The sequence below is a fragment of the Acidovorax sp. DW039 genome (assembly GCF_037101375.1).
Lineage (GTDB): Bacteria > Pseudomonadota > Gammaproteobacteria > Burkholderiales > Burkholderiaceae_C > Acidovorax.
In genome coordinates this window covers 4215224-4235298 of record NZ_AP029019.1, presented here as the reverse complement: position 1 = coordinate 4235298, position 20075 = coordinate 4215224, and the positions used below count along the sequence as shown (strand labels likewise).

The 20075-nt window shown below is 65.8% G+C and carries 22 protein-coding genes; 7 read left to right on the top strand and 15 right to left on the bottom strand.

The annotated features are described in order from the left end of the window. Positions 1-684: 684 nt before the first annotated feature. From AACH87_RS18995 to AACH87_RS18985, 3 genes are all read left to right on the top strand, one after another. The gene (locus tag AACH87_RS18995) at positions 685-1554 is read left to right on the top strand and encodes an AraC family transcriptional regulator (RefSeq protein ID WP_338796097.1); all 870 of its coding nucleotides are present in this window, start codon (positions 685-687) and stop codon (positions 1552-1554) included. 69 nt (positions 1555-1623) lie between these two features. Continuing rightward, on the top strand, positions 1624-2577 hold the full coding sequence (locus AACH87_RS18990) for a DMT family transporter (RefSeq protein WP_338796096.1): 954 nt from the start codon (positions 1624-1626) through the stop codon (positions 2575-2577). A gap of 29 nt (positions 2578-2606) precedes the next feature. Next, positions 2607-2906: a cupin domain-containing protein gene (locus AACH87_RS18985; RefSeq protein WP_338796095.1), complete on the top strand. Its 300-nt coding sequence runs from the start codon at positions 2607-2609 to the stop codon at positions 2904-2906. 43 nt (positions 2907-2949) lie between these two features. Here AACH87_RS18985 and AACH87_RS18980 read toward each other — a convergent pair whose 3' ends face one another. After that, a complete protein-coding gene (locus AACH87_RS18980; protein WP_338796094.1) occupies positions 2950-4284 on the bottom strand; it encodes a sulfatase-like hydrolase/transferase in 1335 nt (444 codons plus the stop codon). Between the two features lie 12 nt (positions 4285-4296). Then, complete coding sequence (locus AACH87_RS18975) at positions 4297-5292, bottom strand: Bug family tripartite tricarboxylate transporter substrate binding protein (protein WP_338796093.1); 996 nt, start codon at positions 5290-5292, stop codon at positions 4297-4299. Between the two features lie 86 nt (positions 5293-5378). Between AACH87_RS18975 and AACH87_RS18970 the strand changes: the two genes are divergently transcribed. Further along, on the top strand, positions 5379-5918 hold the full coding sequence (locus tag AACH87_RS18970) for a MarR family transcriptional regulator (protein ID WP_338796092.1): 540 nt from the start codon (positions 5379-5381) through the stop codon (positions 5916-5918). A gap of 50 nt (positions 5919-5968) precedes the next feature. Here AACH87_RS18970 and AACH87_RS18965 read toward each other — a convergent pair whose 3' ends face one another. Then, positions 5969-6640: a histidine phosphatase family protein gene (locus AACH87_RS18965; RefSeq protein ID WP_338796091.1), complete on the bottom strand. Its 672-nt coding sequence runs from the start codon at positions 6638-6640 to the stop codon at positions 5969-5971. 196 nt (positions 6641-6836) lie between these two features. On the opposite strand from AACH87_RS18965, the gene AACH87_RS18960 reads away from it, so the two are divergent. Further along, positions 6837-7304 carry a DUF2846 domain-containing protein gene (locus AACH87_RS18960; protein WP_338796090.1) on the top strand — a complete coding sequence of 156 codons (468 nt, stop codon included), beginning with the start codon at positions 6837-6839 and terminating at the stop codon, positions 7302-7304. An 84-nt stretch (positions 7305-7388) separates the two neighbouring features. On the opposite strand, the gene AACH87_RS18955 is transcribed toward AACH87_RS18960, so the two are convergent. The 9 genes from AACH87_RS18955 to AACH87_RS18915 form a co-directional block, all read right to left on the bottom strand. Continuing rightward, a complete protein-coding gene (locus AACH87_RS18955) occupies positions 7389-8378 on the bottom strand; it encodes a threonine dehydratase (RefSeq protein WP_338796089.1) in 990 nt (329 codons plus the stop codon). After that, the gene (locus tag AACH87_RS18950; RefSeq protein ID WP_338796088.1) at positions 8375-9097 is read right to left on the bottom strand and encodes a VOC family protein; all 723 of its coding nucleotides are present in this window, start codon (positions 9095-9097) and stop codon (positions 8375-8377) included. The genes AACH87_RS18955 and AACH87_RS18950 overlap by 4 nt, the downstream gene beginning before the upstream one ends. Further along, entirely contained in the window at positions 9094-9969 is an 876-nt protein-coding gene (locus AACH87_RS18945) for a PhzF family phenazine biosynthesis protein (RefSeq protein ID WP_338796087.1), read from the bottom strand. Before AACH87_RS18945 ends, AACH87_RS18950 begins: the two co-directional genes overlap by 4 nt. A 162-nt stretch (positions 9970-10131) precedes the next feature. Next, complete coding sequence (locus AACH87_RS18940; protein WP_338796085.1) at positions 10132-10995, bottom strand: PhzF family phenazine biosynthesis protein; 864 nt, start codon at positions 10993-10995, stop codon at positions 10132-10134. Positions 10996-11043: 48 nt separating this feature from the next. Continuing rightward, positions 11044-11670 carry a glutathione S-transferase gene (locus AACH87_RS18935; protein WP_338796084.1) on the bottom strand — a complete coding sequence of 209 codons (627 nt, stop codon included), beginning with the start codon at positions 11668-11670 and terminating at the stop codon, positions 11044-11046. Positions 11671-11675: 5 nt separating this feature from the next. Beyond that, complete coding sequence (locus AACH87_RS18930) at positions 11676-12881, bottom strand: PLP-dependent aminotransferase family protein (RefSeq protein WP_338796083.1); 1206 nt, start codon at positions 12879-12881, stop codon at positions 11676-11678. 94 nt (positions 12882-12975) lie between these two features. After that, the gene (locus AACH87_RS18925; RefSeq protein ID WP_338796082.1) at positions 12976-13305 is read right to left on the bottom strand and encodes a DHCW motif cupin fold protein; all 330 of its coding nucleotides are present in this window, start codon (positions 13303-13305) and stop codon (positions 12976-12978) included. Next, entirely contained in the window at positions 13302-14246 is a 945-nt protein-coding gene (locus tag AACH87_RS18920) for a DMT family transporter (RefSeq protein WP_338796081.1), read from the bottom strand. The genes AACH87_RS18925 and AACH87_RS18920 overlap by 4 nt, the downstream gene beginning before the upstream one ends. A 2-nt stretch (positions 14247-14248) precedes the next feature. Next, complete coding sequence (locus tag AACH87_RS18915) at positions 14249-14863, bottom strand: LysE family translocator (RefSeq protein WP_338799017.1); 615 nt, start codon at positions 14861-14863, stop codon at positions 14249-14251. Positions 14864-15015: 152 nt separating this feature from the next. On the opposite strand from AACH87_RS18915, the gene AACH87_RS18910 reads away from it, so the two are divergent. After that, positions 15016-16509 (top strand): PLP-dependent aminotransferase family protein, encoded by a 1494-nt coding sequence (locus tag AACH87_RS18910; protein ID WP_338796080.1) that lies wholly within the window; start codon positions 15016-15018, stop codon positions 16507-16509. Between the two features lie 40 nt (positions 16510-16549). On the opposite strand, the gene AACH87_RS18905 is transcribed toward AACH87_RS18910, so the two are convergent. Together AACH87_RS18905 and AACH87_RS18900 are read right to left on the bottom strand one after the other, a co-directional pair. Next, positions 16550-16777 (bottom strand): hypothetical protein, encoded by a 228-nt coding sequence (locus AACH87_RS18905; RefSeq protein WP_338796078.1) that lies wholly within the window; start codon positions 16775-16777, stop codon positions 16550-16552. A gap of 252 nt (positions 16778-17029) precedes the next feature. Next, positions 17030-17671, bottom strand: a complete 642-nt coding sequence (locus AACH87_RS18900) for an NAD(P)-dependent oxidoreductase (protein WP_338796077.1) — start codon at positions 17669-17671, stop codon at positions 17030-17032. Positions 17672-17812: 141 nt separating this feature from the next. Here AACH87_RS18900 and AACH87_RS18895 point away from each other — a divergent pair, with 141 nt between their 5' ends. Continuing rightward, positions 17813-18715, top strand: a complete 903-nt coding sequence (locus AACH87_RS18895) for a LysR family transcriptional regulator (protein WP_338796076.1) — start codon at positions 17813-17815, stop codon at positions 18713-18715. A gap of 87 nt (positions 18716-18802) precedes the next feature. Here AACH87_RS18895 and AACH87_RS18890 read toward each other — a convergent pair whose 3' ends face one another. Continuing rightward, positions 18803-20041 carry an HDOD domain-containing protein gene (locus tag AACH87_RS18890; RefSeq protein ID WP_338796075.1) on the bottom strand — a complete coding sequence of 413 codons (1239 nt, stop codon included), beginning with the start codon at positions 20039-20041 and terminating at the stop codon, positions 18803-18805. Positions 20042-20075: the final 34 nt, after the last annotated feature.

Below are 20075 nucleotides of genomic sequence, written 5' to 3'. Positions count from 1 at the left end.
GCTAGAGGACGAGGCATGGGCGCTTCGACGCCCATGCTCACCCCGCAACCGCACCGCCGCAGGCGCAGCCAGCAGGGGGGGGAGCCGAACAGCCGAACAGCCAAACAGCCAAACAGCCAAACAGCCAAACAGCCAAACAGCCAAACAGCCAAACAGCCAAACAGCCGCTCGGGTCGTCGCTGCGCTCGACCCTGTCAGTGCTGCGTCCAGCGCGAGGCGCTTGCGCCCGCGAATTCGGGCCGAGCGAAGCAATGGCCCGAATGGATGTCCGCTCCCCATCCCCTCTGTATGCGCCGAGGAGCGCAGCGGGCGGGGTGGCACGTGTGCCGAAGGACACACGTGCATCGTGAACTGACTCGCCGCAGTTGTTTGAGCGGAGCGCGTCAGCGCGTAGCGAGTTCTGCGGCGCACCCCGCCCGCGAGCACCGCAGGTTGCCCCGGAGCGAAGCGCAGGGGACGCAGACAGCGGGGTCGCTTTCTCTTTGGTGACTTTCTCTTGGCGAGACAAGAGAAAGTTACTGCGCCGCCGGGCGCACTCCCCGGCTCCTGCCCTGGGCACAGGCATGCGGCAAGACCAGCCAGCAAGCCCCGCAACCACACCTTGAAGCGAAGCCCGATAATCCCAGCGCCCCTGCGTATGAGCCTCGTTTTGCGGAAGCACCTGCGCAGCAAGTCTCGCCCCTCATGCCCTCCCTCGCCCCCATCCACCGCCACACCCTCGAAGCCCCCACCGACCGGGCCGAGTTCCGCATGCCTGCGCACCGGACGGGGGTGGAGCTGTTCCAGGCCCGCATCGTGCACCATGCGTTTGAGCCGCACACGCACCAGGCCTTTGGCTTTGGCGTGATCGAGGAAGGTGTGGAGCGCTTTCGCTACCGGGGCGCAGACCACCTGGCGGCACCGGGCTCCATCGTGCTGATGAACCCGGATGTGCTGCACACCGGCCAGGCGGAGTGCCCCGAAGGCTGGGGCTACCGCATGCTGTACCTGGACCCCGATGCGCTCACGGAGATCGCTGGCGAGAGCGGATGGTGGTTTGACCGCGCCGTGGTGGATGGTGACCCGAAGCGCTCCCGCGCCTTGTCTGGGCTGCTCGGGGCGCTGTGGCAGTCGGACGATGCGCTGGAGATGGATGGGCTGCTGGTGCAGCTGGTGGCGGCCTTGCGCCCTTATGCCCGAGGCGTGGGCTCTGGCACCGAGGCGGCGGCAGGCCGCTTTGACCGGGTGCTGGACTGCATGCGCGCCGCGTTGGCCGAGCCTTGGGGGCTGGATGATCTGGCCGCCGTGGCGGGCTTGAGCCGCTTCCACTTTTTGCGGCAGTTTCAGGCGCAGTACCACGTCACGCCACACAAGATGCTGATGGCGCTGCGCCTGCATGCCGCCAAGCGCTGGCTGGCCCAGGGCGTGCCAGCGGCTGAAGTGGCCGCCATGGCGGGGCTGGCCGATCAGGCCCACCTCAGCCGTGCGTTTGTGCAGCGTTATGGGGTATCTCCCGCACGCTACCAGCGGCAGGTCCACCGCCCTCGCAGTACATCTTTGCGCCCTGCAGCCTGAACCACAGCAATCTCGTACAAGACAGCCGCACCGGTGTGCGTGACACTTCCCAGAATCTTGGGGGTGTGCATGGCAATCGGTGTGTTGTTTGCGTTGGTGGCGGGCCTGATGTGGGGCTTGGCGTTTGTGGGCCCCTTGCTGTTGCCCGACTATCCAGCCGCCTTGCTGGTGGCGGGGCGCTACTTGGCGTTTGGTCTGGTGGCGCTGCCGCTGGCGTGGTGGGACCGGGCCGGGCTGCGGGCGCTGTCCCGAGCCGACTGGTGGGAGGCGCTCAAGCTCTCTGCCGTGGGCAACCTGCTGTACTACCTGCTGCTGGCCAGCGCCATCCAGCGCGCAGGCGGGCCGGTGCCCACCATGGTGATTGGCACCCTGCCGGTAGTGATTGCGATCAGCGCCAATGTGCTGCACCGCCAGCGCGACGGGCTCTTGCCCTGGCACCGCTTGCTGCCCTGCCTGGCATTGATTTTGGCGGGTATCGCCTGCGTCAACCACGTGGAAATGCAGGCCCTGGCCCAGCAGCCGCAGACCGACCTGGCGCGCTATGCCAGCGGCGTGGCCCTGGCGGTGGCGGCCGTGGTGTGCTGGACCTGGTACCCGCTGCGCAACGCGCAGTGGTTGCGGCAGCACCCCGACCGTTCTCCCCGCGCATGGGCCACAGCCCAAGGGCTGGCCACGCTGCCCATGGCCTGGCTGGGCTACGTCGCCTTCTGGGCCTGGAATGCCACGGCCAGCCAGCCAACCCCCATGCCCCTGGGGCCGCGCCCGCTGGTGTTCGCGGGCCTAATGCTGGCCATGGGCCTGCTCACCTCCTGGCTTGCCACTCATTGCTGGAACGAGGCCAGCCAGCGCCTGCCCACCGCGCTGGCGGGCCAGTTCATCGTATTTGAAACCCTGGCCGCGCTGCTCTATGCCTACCTGTTGCGGGGCGAGGCACCGGCATACCTCACGCTCGCAGGCGTGGCGCTGCTGGTGGGTGGCGTGGTGCTGGCATTGCGCATTCGGCCCCGTGCTGTGGCGGGCTAGGCAATTTTTGTGAGAAACCTTTCGCCAACATGCAATTTCACGACCTTCTCCTCACTTCCATCCAGCTGCCCCAGGCTTGGCAATCCACCATCCTTGGCCAGGCCGCCGGTGCCCACATCAAGGTGCTGCGCATGGACGCTCAGGCTTACCCTGACGAAGTGCACACCTATGACGAAGCCTTGCTGGTGCTGGACGGGGTCATGCACCTGACGGTGGGTGGTGACACGGTATCGGTGTACAGCGGCCAGATGGTCATCGTGCCTGCGGGCACGGCGCATGGGGTAGCCCCGGGCAGCCAGGGCACGCTGGTGATTGTGGATCGGCCTTGATGAGGGGGCTGCAGGGGCAAGCCCCTGCTCGCCACGCAGCCCGTTACCGCTGCGGCATGTCCTTGACTCCATAACCCAGGCTCACCGTAGCATCGGCCGGGATAGGCGGCATGGTGGCTTCCCACGCCTCCCACGCCTGCACCATGGCCGCCAGCCGCTCGGGGGCGATGGGGGCCAGATTGGCGCGTTCGCGTTCGTCGTCTTCCAGGTTGAAGAGGTAGTCGTGGCCGTCCACGCGCAGGTACTTCCAGGGGCCGTGGCGCATGGCGCGCTGGCCCCGGTGGTTCATGCGCCAGAACAGGGGCTGGTCGTCGTGCCAGGTGGCATCGCGCAGCAGCGGCATGAGCGAGCGGCCATCCAGCGGATGGCTGGCGGAGGCAGGGGCGCCTGCGGCGTCGAGCATCGTGGCGCTCCAGTCCATGGTCATGCAGGTTTGCGTGCTGGTGCTGCCGGGCGCGATCACGGCGGGCCAGTGCGCAATCCATGGCACGCGGATGCCGCCTTCGGTCAGGTCCATCTTGCCGCCCACCAGGGGCCAGTTGTCGGAGAAGCGCTCGCCGCCGTTGTCGCTGGTGAACACGACCAGCGTGTCGCGCTCCAGCCCCTCGGCGCGCAACAGGTCCATCAGGCGGCCAATGCCTTCGTCCATGTGGTGGATCATGCGGCGGTAGGTGTCGATGTTGCCGCCGTGCAGGTGGAACAGGTTGCCCTTCACCTCCTGCGCCAGCGCCTCGTCGTCGCGGGTTTCCCACGGCCAGTGGGGCGCGGTGTAGTGCAGGCTCAGAAAGAACGGCGTGCCGCTGCGTGCGCCACTGGCCATGCGGCGCACAAAGTCCAGGCCGTGGTCGGTGATCAGGTCGGTGAGGTAGCCGTCTTCCTGCTGCTCGGCGTCGCCCAGGTACAGGTCGTGCTGGCCGGTAGAGCTGCAGTGGGTGAAGTAGTCCACCCCGCCCGACATGGGGCCGAAGAACTCGTCATAGCCCGAGCGCAGCGGGCTGAACGCGGGCGGGTAGCCCAGGTGCCACTTGCCCATCAGCGCCGTGCGGTAGCCCGCATCGCGCAGCAGTGAGGGCAGCGTGGGGTGCTCGGGCGGCAGGCCCAGCGTGGTGCTGCCCCGGCTCTTGCTGTTGATGGGCTCCTCGGCTGCGCCGCGCAGGCGGTACTGGTAGCGGCCAGTCATCAGCGCAAAGCGGGTGGGCGAGCACACGGGCGAGTTGGAGTAGCCCTGCGTGAGCTTGAGGCCGCGCGCGGCCAGGCCATCGAGCACGGGCGAGACGGGGCCAAAGCTTGCGTTGCGGCCGCCGTAGCAGCCCAGGTCGGCGTAGCCCAGGTCATCGGCCACGATGAAGATGATGTTGGGGCGGGAGGCTGGTGTCATCTCGTTCCCTCCTCAAGGCTTGAAGCCTGAGCGTTGCACCACGGGCGCCCACTGCGCCTTGTAGGCCTTGAGCATCGCCTCGGTCTGCACGCGGCTGGCGGCTACCGGTTCCATGTTGGCGGCCTCAAACTTGCGGCGCGTGTCGGGGTCTTTCATCACGTCCTGGATGAGCTGCGACAGACGCTCCACCTGCGCGGCAGGCATGCTGGCGGGGGCGAAGAAGGTGTTCCAGCCCGTGGCCACCAGGTCCAGACCCGCCTCCTTGAAGGTGGGAACATTGGGGGCCAGCGGGCTGCGTTTGGCGCTCGATACGGCCAGCACGCGTACCTTGCCCGCCTCGTGCTGGGGCAGCAGGCTGTCCAACGTGTCGAACGCCACGGGCACTTGGCCGCCGATCAGATCGGTGGTCAGCGGGGCGGAGCCGCGGTAGCCGACGATTTCGGCGCGCACCTTGGCGACATCGCCCACCATCAGACCAAAGAAGTGCGGCAGGCTGCCGGTGGCCGGCACACCAAAGTTGGCCTGGGCAGGGTTGGCGCGCAACCAGGCCAGCAGGTGGGGCAGCTCCTTCACCGGCACGGCGCTGGCCACGGCTACGCCAAACTCGTAGCTGTTCACATGGCTCACGGCGCGGAAGTCGCGCTCGGCGTCGTACCCCGCGTCCGGAAACACCAGCGGGGCCACCACCATCACGGCGGGGTTGGCCAGCAGCAGCGCAGGCTGGTTGGCCGGGGCTGCCTTCACATATTGGGCCGAAAGTCGGCCACCCGCGCCTGTTTTGTTCTCCACGATGACCGGGCTGCCCAGCTTGGCCTGCAGCTTGTCGGCCACGATGCGGGCCACGCGGTCGCTGGAGCCACCGGGCGGGTAGCCGACCACGATGCGCAGCGTCGTATCCGCATGGGTTTGGGCGTGCGCCGTGGTGGTGGAGAGACCAGTGAGCGCGGTAGACAGGCACAGACCGCTGGCGATGGTGGCCAGCCAGGTGCGACGGCGAAGTTTTTGCATGAGAAGGACTCCACAGGATTACCAGACGGAGCAACTCTAGGAGCGCGACAATCAATTGTTCAAATCAACTGTTGCTGGGCCGAGCCGTGTCAACCTCATCGCATTCCCTGATTGATCCCCAATCTGCGAACGAATTGCTGCTGTACCGCTTGAGCAAGGTGACGGCGTCGGCGGGCAGCCTGGTGGTGCGGCTGTGCGAGGGCGGCCATGGCATTACCCGGCGCGAATGGGCGGTGCTGATGTGGCTGCAGCGGCATCCCCACCTGCCTCCGTCAGAGCTGGCGCAGCGCCTGGCGCTGGACCGGGCGCGTACCTCGCGTGCGATTTCATCGCTGCTGGACAAAAAGCTGATCACCCGCGAGCCGTTGCCCGGCGACAAACGCCAGGCGCGGCTGTGCCTGACAGACCAGGGGCATGCGCTGTATGAGGCACTTTTTCCGCCCGTGCGGCGCATCAACCAGGCCCTGCTGCGTGGCATGGATGCCGAAGCCCTGGAGGCATTGGATCGGGCGCTCGATCAGTTGCAGCGCAACGCCGACTGGCTGGTGGCGGACCATGAACACCTGCCGCGCACCTACCGCATGCGTGGCGGTGCACGGCGTGGGCGGCGCAGCGGGCCGGTGTAGCGAATCGTGGAGGCCGCGGGTTTTGTCGTTTGTGACTTGTCCGCAGCGACTCAGGCGTGGGTGATCAGCGCCGCGTGCTCTGGTTCATTGAGGTGGGGCAGGGTATTGAACGTCTGCAGCATCAGCCGCTTGGGCGCAATCGAAAACTCCGTCACCGCGCTGTTGCGGATACGCATGTTCAGCGCAATCGTCACCTCGGGGGCCGTGCCCAGCACCTCGCCCACGGCGGTGGAGATGGGGCCGCCGCTGCTGACCAGCAGCACGTTCTGGCCTGCATGGTGGTGGCGCACATGGTCCAGCGCCGCACGCACACCGGCTGAAAATGCATTCCAGCTCGGCATGCCCTGCGGGCTGATGACGCCCGCCATCCACTGCGCCAGGGCGTCGCACAGGATGCGAAAGTGCGCACGGTAGCGCTCAGGGGTATCCGCCGGGCCCAGGGGCTGCGGGTGTATCGCGCTGATCAGCGCATGGCTATCGTATTCGTTGAGGCCCGGCAGTTGCAGCACATCGGGTTGTGTTTGCAGGCCCTCGGCAATGCCTGCCAGGGTTTGCGTGTGGCGGCGCAGCGTGCCCGTCAGCACGGCATCAAACCGCATGCCCCGCGCGCGCCAGTACTGACCCAGGCGCACCGCCTGCTCATGCCCCAGGGGGCTGAGCACGTCGTAATCATCAGCGCCAAACGAGGCCTGGCCGTGGCGCACGAGGTAGAGGGTTCCCATGGGGGGATTTTGAAAACAAACCCCTGCGCTGCTTGTCACTGGAGCGACTGAAAACACTGATGACTGGCTGACGCCTGCGTACATGGGCGGCGTTGCAACGTGCGTGCGGTCATTACAATTTTTCGGCCAAGGCCGGGAGGCGGCAGGGTGAGCACCTTGCCAGTGGCCTTGGAGATCCAAATTACTTCACTACACCATGAAAAAATCAATTTACGTCGCGCTGGCCGTTTCCGTTTTGATGACTGGCTGCGCTTCGGTCAATATGGCTTCCAAAGAGCAGTCCGCCAAGGCCAAAGAGTTTCAGCTGCCTCCCGAAGGCAAATCGGGCGTTTACCTGTATCGCAACAGCGTGCTCGGCAAGGCTCTGAGCAAGGATTTGCGGATTGACGGCAATTGCGTGGGCGCCAGCGCACCCGATGTGTTTTTCTACACGCAGGTCGATGGCGGCAAGACGCACACCGTGGAGACCGAGTCCGAGTTCTCTCCCAACAAGCTCGAACTCTTTTTTGAGTCAGGCAAGAATTACTTCATTCGCCAGTTCATCAAAGTAGGTTTGATGGTGGGTGGCGCCGACCTGGAGCAGGTGACTGAAGCGCAAGGCAAGGCGGACGTAGCCAAGCTGGAGATGGCGGAGGGCGGTCAGTGCCGCCCGCCAGTCAAGTGACTGCCATGCTGCTGCGATGACGGCGCAAACCAAATTAAAAGGGGGCTCTGCCCCCTTTTTTGTTGCCAGCTCTTCGTGACTTGCTCAATGGCCCGTTCGCAGGGTCTGCGCGAAAACCGACGCATCCACGTTGCCCCCCGTCAACGCAAGTCCTACGGTTTTGCCTTGGAGCTGCTCACGTTCCTGCAAGGCTGCCGCCAGCGCAGCAGCACCCGCCCCTTCGGCCACGTTGTGGGTGTCGGTGAACAAGGCGTGCATGGCGGCGGCCACCTCGGCATCGCTCACCTGCACGATGTGGTCGATATGTGGGGCCAGCACAGCCAGGGCTTCCGGGTCAGCCACTCGGCAGGCCATGCCGTCGGCCAGCTGGGTGCTGACCGGTGCTTCCACCACGCGGCCTGCGGCCAGCGAATCGGCATAGGTGGTGGCGTGGCTGCTGACCACGCCCACCACTCGCACGGGGTGCTGCAGTGCCAGTTTGGCTGCGATGGCCGAGCAGGCGCCTGAGCCCTGGCCGATGGGCACGTACACCACATCGAGCTGCGGCACGGCGCGCAGAAATTCCCACCAGTAGGTACTCACGCCGCGCAGCAGGTCGGGGTGAAAGCTCGGCACCATGTGGGCGTTGCGCTCCGTCGCAAGCTGCATGGCGTGTTCACGGGCTTCCTGAAAGTCCTCGCCATGTTCAACGAGCGTGACGCCCAAGGCGCGCATGGCCGCGTTCTTTTCCACTGAGTTGCCCCGTGGAACGACGATGGTGCAGGCCACGCCGTGGCGGCGTGCGGCCCAGCCCATGCTTTGGCCGTGGTTGCCGCGTGTGGCGCTGATGACCTCCTTGGGCAGCGCGCCCCGTTGGGCGAGCTGGTCAAAGTAGGTGAGGCCGCCGCGGATCTTGAAAGCGCCCACGGGCGTGTGGTTCTCGTGCTTGAGCCAGCAGTCGGTACCCAGGCGCTGGCTCAGCAGCCCCCAGCGGTACTGGGGCGTGGCGGCAAAGTCGCGGTACACCACGTCTGCCGCGGCTTCGATGTCGGCCAGGGTGGGCAGCAGGGCGGTGGGGTCGAGGCGGGTGTTCATGAATGGCCTTTCGCAAGAGGGAGAGATGACAGGGTCACGATGCCGTTGGGGGTGCTGAGCTGTACCGAGAGGTGAGGTTCGCCGCTAGGCGCAATGGCAATGCAGTGTGCAAGCCCCACGGCATCGCAGGCTGCATGCAGCGTGGCTGCTTGCGGATGGTGCAGGCCCAACTGCTGCAGCTGCACGCCGCTGGCGGGCAGGCTGTCGCAAGGGTGCACGTTGCCCCACTGGATGAGCGTGGGCAGGCAGCCGTCCATCAGGCGCAGGCCGTCGTCGCGCACGGTGATCTGCCATTGCAGCAAGCCGTTGGGTGTGGGGCGGCTGGCGGTGAGAATGGGCCCCCGGTCGATGTGAAGCGCCGACAGTGCTGCGCATCGCTCGGCCACATCGGGCACGCTGGCCACCCAGTGGATGAGTTGTGGACCGTGCGCAGCCACCTGGGCTTGCAGGCTGGCGTCATCCATGTCAAACCAGCGTCTAGCGCCCGCGGGTCGTGCGCTGGCAGCGCCTGGATTGATAGCAATGATCTCCAGATAGGCGCGCGGGTGCACGGGGCTGCTGATGTTGAGGATACGGTTGTGGGTGCCCATCAACGGGTGTTCTCCACCAGCGGTGGGGGTGATGCCCAGCGTGCGCTCGCACCATGCCACGCCACTGGCCAGGTCGGTAGCCAGCACCACCAGGTGGTCGATGCAGGGGCCCTGTGCCGTGGCCGTCATAGCAGCACCTCGCCTTGCATGCAGGTGACGCTGCTGCCGCCCACCCAGATGGTGTCACCATCCTGTTCCACGTACACGCGCCCGGCGCGGGTCAGGCAGGTGCCCTGGCTGGCCACGTACTGCGTGGGGGCCAGGCCCGCGCCGATCAGCCATTGAGCCAGCGCGGCGTTCAGGCTGCCGGTCACGGGGTCTTCGGCCAGCCCGTTGTTGCCGGGGAAGAAGGCGCGCACTTCAAAGGCGATGCCTGCGGCGTCCGTGCTGCCCACCACGCCCACTTTGCCACGCGGTCCCACCACGCCCACATCCAGCTGGCCCAGGATGCTGGCGTCGGGCTTGAGCGCCAGCACCTGCTCGCTGCTGCGCAGCATCACGCCGCGCCAGTTGGGGCCGTTGTCGCACCAGGCGTGGTGCAGGATGTCGCTGCGTGCCACGCCCAGGCCTTTGGCAATCAGCACCACATCCTCTTCGGCCAGAGGCCCACTTTGGATCAGGGGCGGCGCTGCAAACGCCAGGCGTTGGCCATCTTGCCGGAGTGTGACCAGGCCGACACCGCATTCCTGAACCACCTTGCCTGCCACCTGGGGCTGGCCACCAGCCTTCAGCCAGGCGTGGCAAGACCCCAGGGTGGGGTGCCCGGCAAACGGCAGTTCGCGCCCGGGGCAGAAGATGCGCACGCGGTAGTCCGCCCCGGCGGCGCGGCCTTGCGAACTGGGCGGCAGCAGGAACGTAGCTTCCGACAGGTTGGTCCAGTTGGTGAACTGTTGCATTTCCTCCGTGGTCAGGCCCGTACCGTCCAGCACTACCGCCAGGGGGTTGCCACGGTAGGGCGTGTCGGTGAAGACATCGACTTGCTGAAAAGGACGGTGGTGCATGGGCGTTCTCCTTGAAGTGAATGGTGAAACGGGGCACACCGGCGGCTGACCCGCATAGGCAGGGGCCACCGGAATGGTTGAACTGTGGGGGTCAGCCGCTGGCCGGTGCCAGCAGCAATGCCTGCAGAGGCCGCAAAGACGACAGTAACGGGACCGGATGCTTCATAGCAGGGCAGTTCCTTCAATGCAGGTCACGGTGTGGCCGCCTACCCAGACCTGTCCGTGCATATCCTGGCGTATGTGAACGCGCCCGGCACGTCCCAGGCATTCGCCCTGAGCGACCACGTAGCCGGAGGGGGCCAGCCCTTCAGAGATCAGCCATTGGGCCAGACTGGCGTTCAGACTGCCGGTGACCGGGTCTTCGGGGTTGCCCATGGGGGCGGCAAAAGCGCGCACTATGGCTGCAGGGTGCTGGCTGCCCTGCACGTCCGGGTTGAGGTGGATGACACCCACGTCTTGCCCCAGGTCTTTGAGGCGGGCATGGTCGGGTGCTAGGCTCAGTACAGTCTCTGCGCTGTCAAGCAGCAGGCCCAGCCACACCGGGCCGTTGTCGAGCAACTGCGCATCACGTATCTGTGGAGGGCGCAGGCCCAAGGCGCTGGCGATGAGGGGTACCAGGGCCGGGCTGGGCTGGCTGCGCTTGAGGGGGGGCGCGGCAAAGGCCAGCATCTCGCCCCGGTGCTCGATCTGCACCAGGCCTTGTGCGGATTCCTGCACCACCAGCCCTGGGACACGAGGCGTGTTGCCTTGCTGCAGCCAGGCCCTGCAAGTGCCCAGTGTGGGGTGTCCCGCAAAAGGCAGCTCTCCACGGGGCGAAAAAATGCGAAGCCGGTAGTCTGCTCCAGCCGTGTGCCCTGCCTCGGTAGGGGGGAGCAGAAAGGTGGTCTCAGAAAGATTGGTCCACGCGGCAAAGCGCCGCATGTCCGAATCGCTCAGCCCCTGCGCATCAAGCACCACTGCCACGGGGTTGCCAAACCCGGGCTGGTGGCTGAATACATCAATTTGCTTGAAATGGCGCTGGCGCATGGGCTCTTCCGTCAGGGGCTGTTCCGTGCTGTCGTGTGGGCAAGGGGGTTATGCCAATGGCTGGTCCAGCACGCCCCGTGCGCCGGGGCGGGTGCTGACTTCGCGGTACCAGCGCTCCAGCGCCGGGCGTGGGGGCTTGTCCTGCGGCAGGCTCCACCAGCGGTGCAGTTCGCAACCTACCGGAATATCGGCCATTGTGAAGCGCTCGCCCGCCATGTAGGGCTGCCGCGACAGGTGCTGCTCCAGCAGGTCGAGCAAAGGCTCGGTGGCTGCGACCGAGGCGGCAATCACGCTGCTGTTGCGCTGGGCTGCAGGGGTGCGTATCCACTGAATGAAGGCATCGCGCCCGGCGGGGTTCAGCGTGGTCTGTTGCCAGTCCATCCACTGCTCTGCCACAAAGCGGGCGGGCAGGTCATCGGGGTAGAGCTTGCCAGGGGCGTGCCGGGCGCACAGGTAGCGCACGATGACATTCGATTCCCACAGCACCACGCCGGTGTCGCCGTCTTCCATCAGCGGCACCAGCCCGTTGGGGTTGCGCTGCAGGTAGCCGGCCTCGCGCACGATGCCGAACTGCCCGCCTGCATCGGTGCGTTGCAGCGGCAGCCCCAGCTCTTGCGCGGCCCACACCACCTTGCGCACGTTGATGGACGACAACCGTCCCCACAGCCTCAGCATGCGGATCAGCCCTTGTGTTCGCGGATTGCTGCGGCCAGTGCAGCGATGCCGGTGGCAATCTGCTCGGCCGTGGAGGTGACGAACGACAGGCGCAGCGTGCGTGGGTCCGCGTTGTCGGCGTAGAAGGCGGCACCGGGCACAAAGGCCACGTTGCGCTCCACCGCCTTGGGCAGCAGGTCGATGGCGCTCATGCCTTCTGGCAGGCGCACCCACAGGAACATGCCGCCGTCGGGGCGGTTCCAGTGCACATCCAGGCCCGCCATTTCTTGGGTCAATGCGGCCAGCATGGCCTCGCACTGCTGCTTGTACAGCGCGCGGATGGTGGGCACATGGCGGTCCAGGAAGTTGCCCTTCATCACCTCGGCCACCAGGCGCTGGTTGTAGCCAGGGGTGTGCAGGTCGGCGGCCTGCTTGGCCTGCAGCAGCTTGGGGTACACCGCCTTGGGTGCCACGATGAAGCCCAGGCGCAGACCGGGAGCCAGCACCTTGGAGAACGAACCCATGTAGATGCAGCCCTCAGGGTTGCGGGCCGTGAGCGGTGCGGGCGGTGGGTTGTCAAACCACAGGTCGCCGTAGGGGTTGTCTTCCACCAGGGGCAGGTTCAGCTCGGCGGCCGCCTGCACCAGTGCGGCGCGACGCGCATCGCTCATGGTGCGGCCCGTGGGATTCTGGAAGTTGGGCAGCACATACAGGAATCGCGCCTTGTCGGCACCCGTGCCCACCTTGGCTTTCAGGTCGTCGATGAGCACGCCTTCATCATCGCTGGCCACGGACACCACGGCGGGCTCCATGGGGGTGAAGGCCTGCAGCGCGCCCAGGTAGGTGGGGGTCTCCACCAGCACGCGGCTGTTTTCGTCGATCAGCACCTTGGCAATCAGGTCCAGCGCCTGCTGCGAGCCGGTGGTGATGAGGATCTGGTCGGGGTTCACATCCCAGGGCAAAAAGTCGGCAATCGCCTGGCGCAGCGGGCCGTAGCCCTCGCTGGCGGCGTATTGCAGCGCGGCCGCGCCATCGTTGGCCAGCACGGCGGCCGAGGCTTCGGCAAAGGCAGAGACCGGGAAAGTCTTGGGCGAGGGCAGGCCACCGGCCAGACTGATGATGCCGGGCTTTTCCGTGACCTTCAGGATTTCGCGGATGACCGAAGGGTTCATACGCTCGGCGCGGCGGGCCAGGGTCCAGGTGCTGGTCTGTGGAAGGTCGTTCAGTTTCACTCTCGTTCTCCTCGGGCGGTCTCGTTGCAGGGCCACCCAGCGTTGCAAAGTCGTCAGAAAAAATCAAAACCCGTGCGCAAAGCGGTGCCGGGGCTCAGTCCACCACGAACAAGGTGGCTCCTTGTGGTGCGGTGGACCGGTGTGGTTCCGCATTGTCCGCCACCTGATAACTCATACCAGGCTTGAGGGTGAACTGCCGACCGTCCTGCAGCTCGGTATGCAGCTCGCCACTTAGGCACAGCAGGATGTGTCCTTTGGTGCACCAATGGTCCGATACATAGCCCGGCGTGTACTCCACCATGCGCACCCGCACGTCGCCCAACTGCTGCGTGCGCCAGAAGGCCTGGCCTGCCTGCGCGCTTTTCTCTTCGCGGGGCACGGTGGCCCAGTCGGTCGTGCCAAAGGGGATGTGGCTGAGTTTCATGCGGGCTTTCCGTCAGTGGGTGTGGTGTTGGGGGCGGGGTGGGATGCGATGGGCATCTTTTTGCCCACGTACACCGTGGCGATCACGGCCAGTGCAAACACCAGCGTGGTGGCGTCCAGCCGTTCACCGGCCAGCGGCACGGCAAACAGCAGGCTCAAAAACGGCTGCATCAGCTGAATCTGGCTGACCCGCACGGCACCCAGCGCCAGGGCGCGGTACCAGGCAAAAAAGCCGATCCACATTGAAAACAGGGCGACGTAGGCAAAGCCCATCCAGGCGGGGGCGCGGATTTGCGACGGATCTGCGGGGGCAAACCAGGCGGCCACCGGCAGGGTGAGCGGCAGGCTGCACACCAGCACCCAGCAAATCACCTGCTCGGCCCCCAGTCGGGGTGTCAGGCGAGCACCGCCGATGTAGCCCAGCGCCCCGGTGGTCATGGCAATCAAGAGGTAGATGTTGGCTGCCCCCAGATAGATGCCGCCCGCGCGCCACACCATGAAGCCCAGCACCAGGCCGCTGCCCGCCACCGCACAGGCCCAGAAGCCACCGGAAGGGCGCTGCCGGTACCACAGGGCTCCAAGCACTGCGGTAGAAAGAGGCAGCAGGGCAGTGACCACTGCACCGTGCGTGCTGGGCACATGGCGCAATGCCAGCGCCAAAAACAGCGGAAACCCCACGATGACGCCAAAGGCCGTGACCGCCAGCAATGGCCATTCGCTGCGCCGGGGCACATTCAACGCGCCCTGGCTGTGCTGCCACAGCAGGTAGCCGATGGACAGCACGCCCGCCACGGCAGCGCGGCCGAAGGTGACAAACCACGGCGAGAGCTGGGGCAGCTCTGCACTGCCCACGGCCAATCGCGTCATGGGCAGGGTGGCGGCAAACAGCGTGATGCCCACCATGCCCCACAGCAGGGCCTCTTTCTCTTGTGCAGCGTTCATGGTCATAGCGTGAGCATCCAGGTCGCGGTGAGCACCAGCACCAGGGCCAGCGCACGGTTGAACCACAGCAGGCGCGAGCCCTGCGCCATCCACTGGCGCAGCAACGAGCCCACCAGCGCATACACAAAGTTGCTGCTGAAGGCGAACAGCATCATCACGCCGCAGATGATGGCTAGCCGCTCGCCGGGGTTGGTCGCAGGCTGCCCGGCCGCGTTGACCACCCAGCCTGCCGAGAGCGTCAGCGCCAGCATCCACGCCTTGATGTTGAGGAACTGCAGGCCCACGCCCTGCCAGAAGGTGACTTGCAGGCGTGAAGCGTCCACCGTGCTCATCTGCCCGGCCCGCGCCAGCTTGGCTGCCAGCCACAGCATGTACGCCACACCCAGCAGGGTCACCGCCCAACGCAAGGCAGGCACCCCGGTGATGAGGGCCCCCAGCCCCAGGCCGCTGCACAGCATGAGCAGCGTCCAGCCCGTGGGCACCGCCAGGCAAAAGCGCAGCGCGCGCCTGAGGCCCAGGTTGGCCGCCAGGGCGGTAGACAGCGTGGTGTTCGGCCCCGGCGAAAAGCTCATGGCGGTGCAAAACAGCAGCAGGGCGGTGAGTTCGGCAGCGCTCATTGGGGCAGTGGGAGGGAAGGTCTTGTTGTGGGGAATGGACATTCAATGTAATCTTCAAGACCAGTACACGACCAATACAGACAGACAGCGCAGTGGCGGATCTGTATTGCTTGGCAGGACAGTACAGAAAACCGCGCCTCCGGGATAACCCTATGCTGATGAAATCGTCCACCCAGTCCCTCACCGAGCAGCTCTCCGCCCGGTTTGCAGAGCGCATCCGCAACCGCTTGCTGGCACCCGGGGCGCGCTTGCCTTCGGTGCGCCAGTGTGCACAGCAGCACGGTGTAAGCCCGTCTACGGTGGTGGCGGCGTATGACCAGTTGCTGGCGCAAGGGCTGGTGGAGGCGCGCAAGAACCGCGGCTTTTTTGTGCGGGAGAACGGGCGTGGCGCCGCTGGAGCGCCCCTGGGAGACGCGCAGCCTGAGGGCCTGATCGAAGACGCGGCGGTGGACCGCATGGCGGCGCGCTGGAGCACGGCCCACTGGTTTGCCGCCCGTGCGGCGGGCCGCGTGCCGGGGGTGTCACCCGTCAACGCCACGGCGCTTATCCGCGGCATGTTCCACAAGATCAGCGACAAGCCACAGCCGGGCATGGGCGTGTTTCCGCCCAGCTGGCTGGAGTCCACCTTCATGCCTGCTGCCGTGCGCAAGGTGACCCATTCACGCCATCTGCAGGAGTTTTCGCTGCAGTACGGCGAGCCGCTGGGTGACGCCCATCTGCGCCGCGTGCTGGCCAAAAAGCTCTCCACCCTCAACGTGCACACCTCGCCGGAGCACATCATCACCACCGTGGGGGCCACGCATGCGCTGGACATTGTGAGCCGCACCCTGCTGCGCCCCGGCGATCCGGTGATGGTGGAAGAACCGGGCTGGGCCGTGGAGTTTGCGCGGCTGGCAGCGCTGGGCATGCACATCCTGCCCGTGCCGCGCAAGCCCGATGGGCCTGACCTGGAGGTGATGGCGCGCTACTGCGAGGTACACAAGCCCAAGCTCTACGTGAGCGTGAGCGTGTTCCACAACCCTACGGGCTATTGCCTCACGCCCGGCAGCGCCCACCGCGTGCTGCAGCTGGCCAACCAGCACAACTTCCATGTGGTTGAAGACGACACCTACAGCCACATTGCGCCCGAGCACGCCACGCGCCTCACGGCGCTCGACGGGCTGCAGCGCACCATCTACGTCAGCGGGTTCGCCAAGATATTGGCGCCCAACTGGCGCATCGGTTTCATGGCGGTGCCCCCTTTGTTGATTGAGCCCTTGCTCGACACCAAGCTGCTGGCCACGCTGACCACCCCGGCTTTGCTGGAGAAGGCGCTGGCCCTGTGCATAGAGCAGGGCCAGCTGCGCCGCCATGCTGAGCGCATCCGTACCCGGCTTGATGCGGCCCGCTCTCGCAGCGTCAAGCTGGCCCTGCAGGCCGGGTGCACCTTTGCCGCCGAGCCGACAGGTCTGTTCGGATGGGTGGAGACGGGCGTGGACACCGATGCCCTGGCCCAGCGCATGCTGGACGAGGGCTACCTGCTGGCCCCAGGGGCGCTGTTCCATGCCGAGCGCAAACCCAGCACGCTCATGCGCATCAACTTTGCGACCACGCAGGAGGCGGCGTTTTGGCAAACCTTCCAGCAGGTGGTGGCGGCGATGAAGTAAGAGTCTGTTGATGATCCCCAAAAAGATCTTGAACAGGTTCTTAGCGCGCTGGCGGTTGCCCCTCGGGCTTCTTGAAGCCCTTGGCGGTCATGCAGGCGTCAAATGCTGCATCCCCAGGTTTGCCTTGCGACATGCAGGCCTCAAAAGCCGCCTTCATTTCTGCGCTGATGGGCGGGCGTTCGCCGGAAGGTGGTGGGCCCGAAGGTTGCGCTTGCGCCGCAGCGGCCAGCAAAGCCAGGGGCATCCACAGGGTCTTGGCGAGGTTCATGGCAGGAGTTCCTTTGTGCAAAACACCGATGTTCTGCCGCTGCCGTGAACCGCGTATCAAGCCCTGTATGGGCTGCGTAAAGTGCTGCAAAGGGCGGGTAATGCATGACCCTCCCACACCGCTGATCTCAGAGATTCGGTGGACTGGTCCAGTCCAGGCTTTCTGGCAGATCAGTGGAGGGTGAAGGTCAAATGGGCTTGTAGTGCTTGATGGATAAGCGCAAAAAGCTATCAAAAACGTAGCGATCTGAGTTCAGTAAGCTACCGTGAAGCGCTGCTGCAGGTGGCGTGGAGCCTCCAGCTCGTCCACGATGGCCACTGCCAGGTCGGCCACGCTGATCTTGCCGGGCTGATCGCCGTTCATCAAGGGGGACTCGGTGCCCAGGCGGTAGTGGCCCGTGCGCTCGCCCGGCTCCAGCAGGATGGCGGGCGAGAGGAAGGTCCATTGCAGCGTGGATTCTTGGCGCAGCAGGTTCAGCGCTTCACGGGCGGCCAGTGCGCCGTTTTTCCATTCGGCCGGGAACTGGGGGGTGTCCACCAGCTGCACGCCAGGGGCCACGTACAGGCTGCCTGCACCGCCCACCACCAGCAGGCGCTGAACGCCAGCGGCCTTGACGCCTGCCGTGATGGCCCGGCTGCCCCGCAGAAACTCATCGTGCAGGTCGGGATGCGTCCAGCCAGGGTTGTAGGCACTGGCCACGGCGTCCACCCCTTGAATGGCCTGGGCTACCTGCGCGGCGTCTGTCGCGTCGGCCTGCACCACGGTGAGGCCTTCACGCGAGCGGATCTTGGCCGGGTCGCGGGCCAGGGCCGTCACGCGGTGGCCGCGTTGCAGCAGTTCATTCAACAAGGCGGTGCCCACAAAACCGGTAGCGCCAATCAGTGCGATGTGCATGGTGTGTTCCTGCAAACAGTGAAGATGCTGCAAGCTTATTTTTTATGTACGCATTGCGGTAGAGGCTGGAAAATGCTTTGTCTTTGAAGCACTGCTTCAAAATGAGGCCTTTGAACAGCGTCTTTGCCACAGGAGAATGCGTTGGACGACCTCAAGCGGATGGCCGTGTTTGCCAGCGTGGTGCAGCACGGTTCGATGACGGGCGCAGGCCGTGCCCTGGGTTTGAGTCCGTCAGCAGTCAGCCAGCAGGTGCGCCAGCTGGAGCGGGAGGAGGGCGTGACGCTGCTGCACCGCTCCACCCGCAAACTGGCCTTGACCGAAGCAGGCCAGCGTTATCACGCCCAGTGCGCAGCCATGTGCGCCGCGGCGGAGCAGGCGCGGGCCGAGCTGGCGGCCGCGCGCGATGCGCCCAGTGGCGAGTTGCGCATGTCTGCCACCGTGGGCTTTGCTCGGCATGTGGCTCCTGCCCTCGGGACCATGCTGGCGCAACACCCCTCGCTGCGGCTGCGGTTGCTGGTGGACGATGCCCCCATTGACCTCATCAGCGCCCGGGTTGACCTGGCGGTGCGCTTTGGCCGCCTGGCCGACTCGACCTGGGCGGCACGCAGGCTGGGGGCGCTGGAGTGGTGGCTCTGCGCCTCGCCTGAGTATCTGCACCGGCATGGCAGCCCGGAAACGCCAGACGCCCTGCTGGCCCACGGCTGGCTGGGCTTTGCGCGCGAAGGGGCGGGCCTGCTGCTGGACCTGAGAGGCCCGGAGGGCGCGACCCGCGGCCTGCGGGTGGAGCCGCGGATTGTGAGCAACAACCAGTTGTCCATTCAGCAAATGTGCGAGGCGGGCCTGGGTGTGGCGCTGATGGGCAGCCTGGATGTGCAGGACGCGCTGGCCTCGGGCCGTCTGGTCAGGTTGCTGCCGCAGTGGACGATGGGCACGCTCGATATCTGGGCGGTGACACCCCAGCGGGATGCACAGCCCGCCAAGGTGCGGCAGGCCATTGCAGCCTTGCAGCGCTATCTGGTGACCCAGCCAGGGGTGCTGGAGTAAGAGCCGCCAACACAACCCCCCCAGGGTCGTTGTTCCGTCTTGTCGTACTGCGGGCACTGCCTGCGACGAACGCCTGGCCAGGGCAGCTCAGCGCTTGGTGACGGGGCGCTCTACTTCGAGTTCGCTCAGCACGCGCAACAGGGCGCGGTTCACCTCTTCCAGCTCCATCTCGTTTTCTTCGCACAGGTGGCGGATGGCGCTGACGTCGTCGCTTTCCAGCGCACAGGCCATTTGCAGGCTAGGCGCATAGGGGCCGGTGTGCAGCACGGTGGCGTCATAGATGCGCTCAGACAGCGGGATGCGGCGCAGGATGGTGCCCAGGGGCTCGCGCAACAGTTCATCCATCTGCGACAGCAGGGCGCACAGATAAATTTCGCGCCTCAGTTCTTTTTCCATGCCCGGATTGAGCAGCTGGGTGGTGAGCAAAGCGCGCATCACCATCGCCTGCCGGATGGGGTGCATGTTGGGTTCGGTGCTGGAGTGCGGCAGCTGGTCCGACAGCCAGCGCTGGATGGAGCTGTAGCCCATCATCACCAGCCCGCGCCGCAGCGAATCGATGCCCGTGCGCAGGCCCAGCGCCGCCGAGTTCGTGTAAATCATGAACCGGTAGGCCAGGATGGGGTCTTCGCTCAGGATGTCTTCAAAGGTTTCCAGCGACTGCTCTGAGTCGATGGCCCGCATGAGCTTGTGGATGACATCGTGCGAGGCCTGCTGGGGCGTGTGCCGCATGCTGTAGAGCACATCCTCTGCAGGCCACCCCGCAATTGCCAGGGCATTGTGGTCCAGGCAATGTTCCATCAGTGCGCGGCTGGCCACGTTTTCGTACATCTGCCCGGCAAGAATCGGGCTGATATTGCGCGCAGGTGCCTTGCCACCACCCGCTGGTTGTGGCCCACGCTGAAGTGCCGCAATGGCGTCTTCCGGGCGCAGCGTGAGCAGGCTGTTGTCAAAGCAGCGGGCGATCTCGGCCGGGGGCAGGTTGGCCATCTCGCCGCGCCATACCAGCTTGAGGCCGCGGCGGTGCGCAGCCCGCACCTGGTGGAAGATGGTGGAGTCGCCCAGCCAGTCGTTGCGCACCTCAATCCACGGGGAGCCGCGCGGTGCGCTCTGCAGCAGGGATGACAGCAACTGGTGTGACTGGGGTGACAGCAGCAGGGGCGGAGAGCTGGCGGACCACAGCTCCTGCAAGGTGCGCAGCAGGTGGCCTGCATCCACGACCTGCGAAGACTCGTTGTGTACGTACAGCTGCACACCTGCGAGTTGGCGCGCACGGTTCCACAGGGGGCGATAGCCCAGGATCAGACTGCCAAGAACGGATTGGACCATGTGCTCTCAGGCGATGTGGGTCGTCCGCCCGACC

Coding starts and splice junctions, on each gene's coding strand:
- AACH87_RS18995 (WP_338796097.1), top strand. CDS start 685: ATGCCCTCCCTCGCCCCCATCCACCGCCACACCCTCGAAGCCCCCACC.
- AACH87_RS18990 (WP_338796096.1), top strand. CDS start 1,624: ATGGCAATCGGTGTGTTGTTTGCGTTGGTGGCGGGCCTGATGTGGGGC.
- AACH87_RS18985 (WP_338796095.1), top strand. CDS start 2,607: ATGCAATTTCACGACCTTCTCCTCACTTCCATCCAGCTGCCCCAGGCT.
- AACH87_RS18980 (WP_338796094.1), bottom strand. CDS start 4,284: ATGACACCAGCCTCCCGCCCCAACATCATCTTCATCGTGGCCGATGAC.
- AACH87_RS18975 (WP_338796093.1), bottom strand. CDS start 5,292: ATGCAAAAACTTCGCCGTCGCACCTGGCTGGCCACCATCGCCAGCGGT.
- AACH87_RS18965 (WP_338796091.1), bottom strand. CDS start 6,640: ATGGGAACCCTCTACCTCGTGCGCCACGGCCAGGCCTCGTTTGGCGCT.
- AACH87_RS18960 (WP_338796090.1), top strand. CDS start 6,837: ATGAAAAAATCAATTTACGTCGCGCTGGCCGTTTCCGTTTTGATGACT.
- AACH87_RS18955 (WP_338796089.1), bottom strand. CDS start 8,378: ATGAACACCCGCCTCGACCCCACCGCCCTGCTGCCCACCCTGGCCGAC.
- AACH87_RS18950 (WP_338796088.1), bottom strand. CDS start 9,097: ATGACGGCCACGGCACAGGGCCCCTGCATCGACCACCTGGTGGTGCTG.
- AACH87_RS18945 (WP_338796087.1), bottom strand. CDS start 9,969: ATGCACCACCGTCCTTTTCAGCAAGTCGATGTCTTCACCGACACGCCC.
- AACH87_RS18940 (WP_338796085.1), bottom strand. CDS start 10,995: ATGCGCCAGCGCCATTTCAAGCAAATTGATGTATTCAGCCACCAGCCC.
- AACH87_RS18935 (WP_338796084.1), bottom strand. CDS start 11,670: ATGCTGAGGCTGTGGGGACGGTTGTCGTCCATCAACGTGCGCAAGGTG.
- AACH87_RS18925 (WP_338796082.1), bottom strand. CDS start 13,305: ATGAAACTCAGCCACATCCCCTTTGGCACGACCGACTGGGCCACCGTG.
- AACH87_RS18920 (WP_338796081.1), bottom strand. CDS start 14,246: ATGAACGCTGCACAAGAGAAAGAGGCCCTGCTGTGGGGCATGGTGGGC.
- AACH87_RS18915 (WP_338799017.1), bottom strand. CDS start 14,863: ATGAGCGCTGCCGAACTCACCGCCCTGCTGCTGTTTTGCACCGCCATG.
- AACH87_RS18910 (WP_338796080.1), top strand. CDS start 15,016: ATGCTGATGAAATCGTCCACCCAGTCCCTCACCGAGCAGCTCTCCGCC.
- AACH87_RS18905 (WP_338796078.1), bottom strand. CDS start 16,777: ATGAACCTCGCCAAGACCCTGTGGATGCCCCTGGCTTTGCTGGCCGCT.
- AACH87_RS18900 (WP_338796077.1), bottom strand. CDS start 17,671: ATGCACATCGCACTGATTGGCGCTACCGGTTTTGTGGGCACCGCCTTG.
- AACH87_RS18890 (WP_338796075.1), bottom strand. CDS start 20,041: ATGGTCCAATCCGTTCTTGGCAGTCTGATCCTGGGCTATCGCCCCCTG.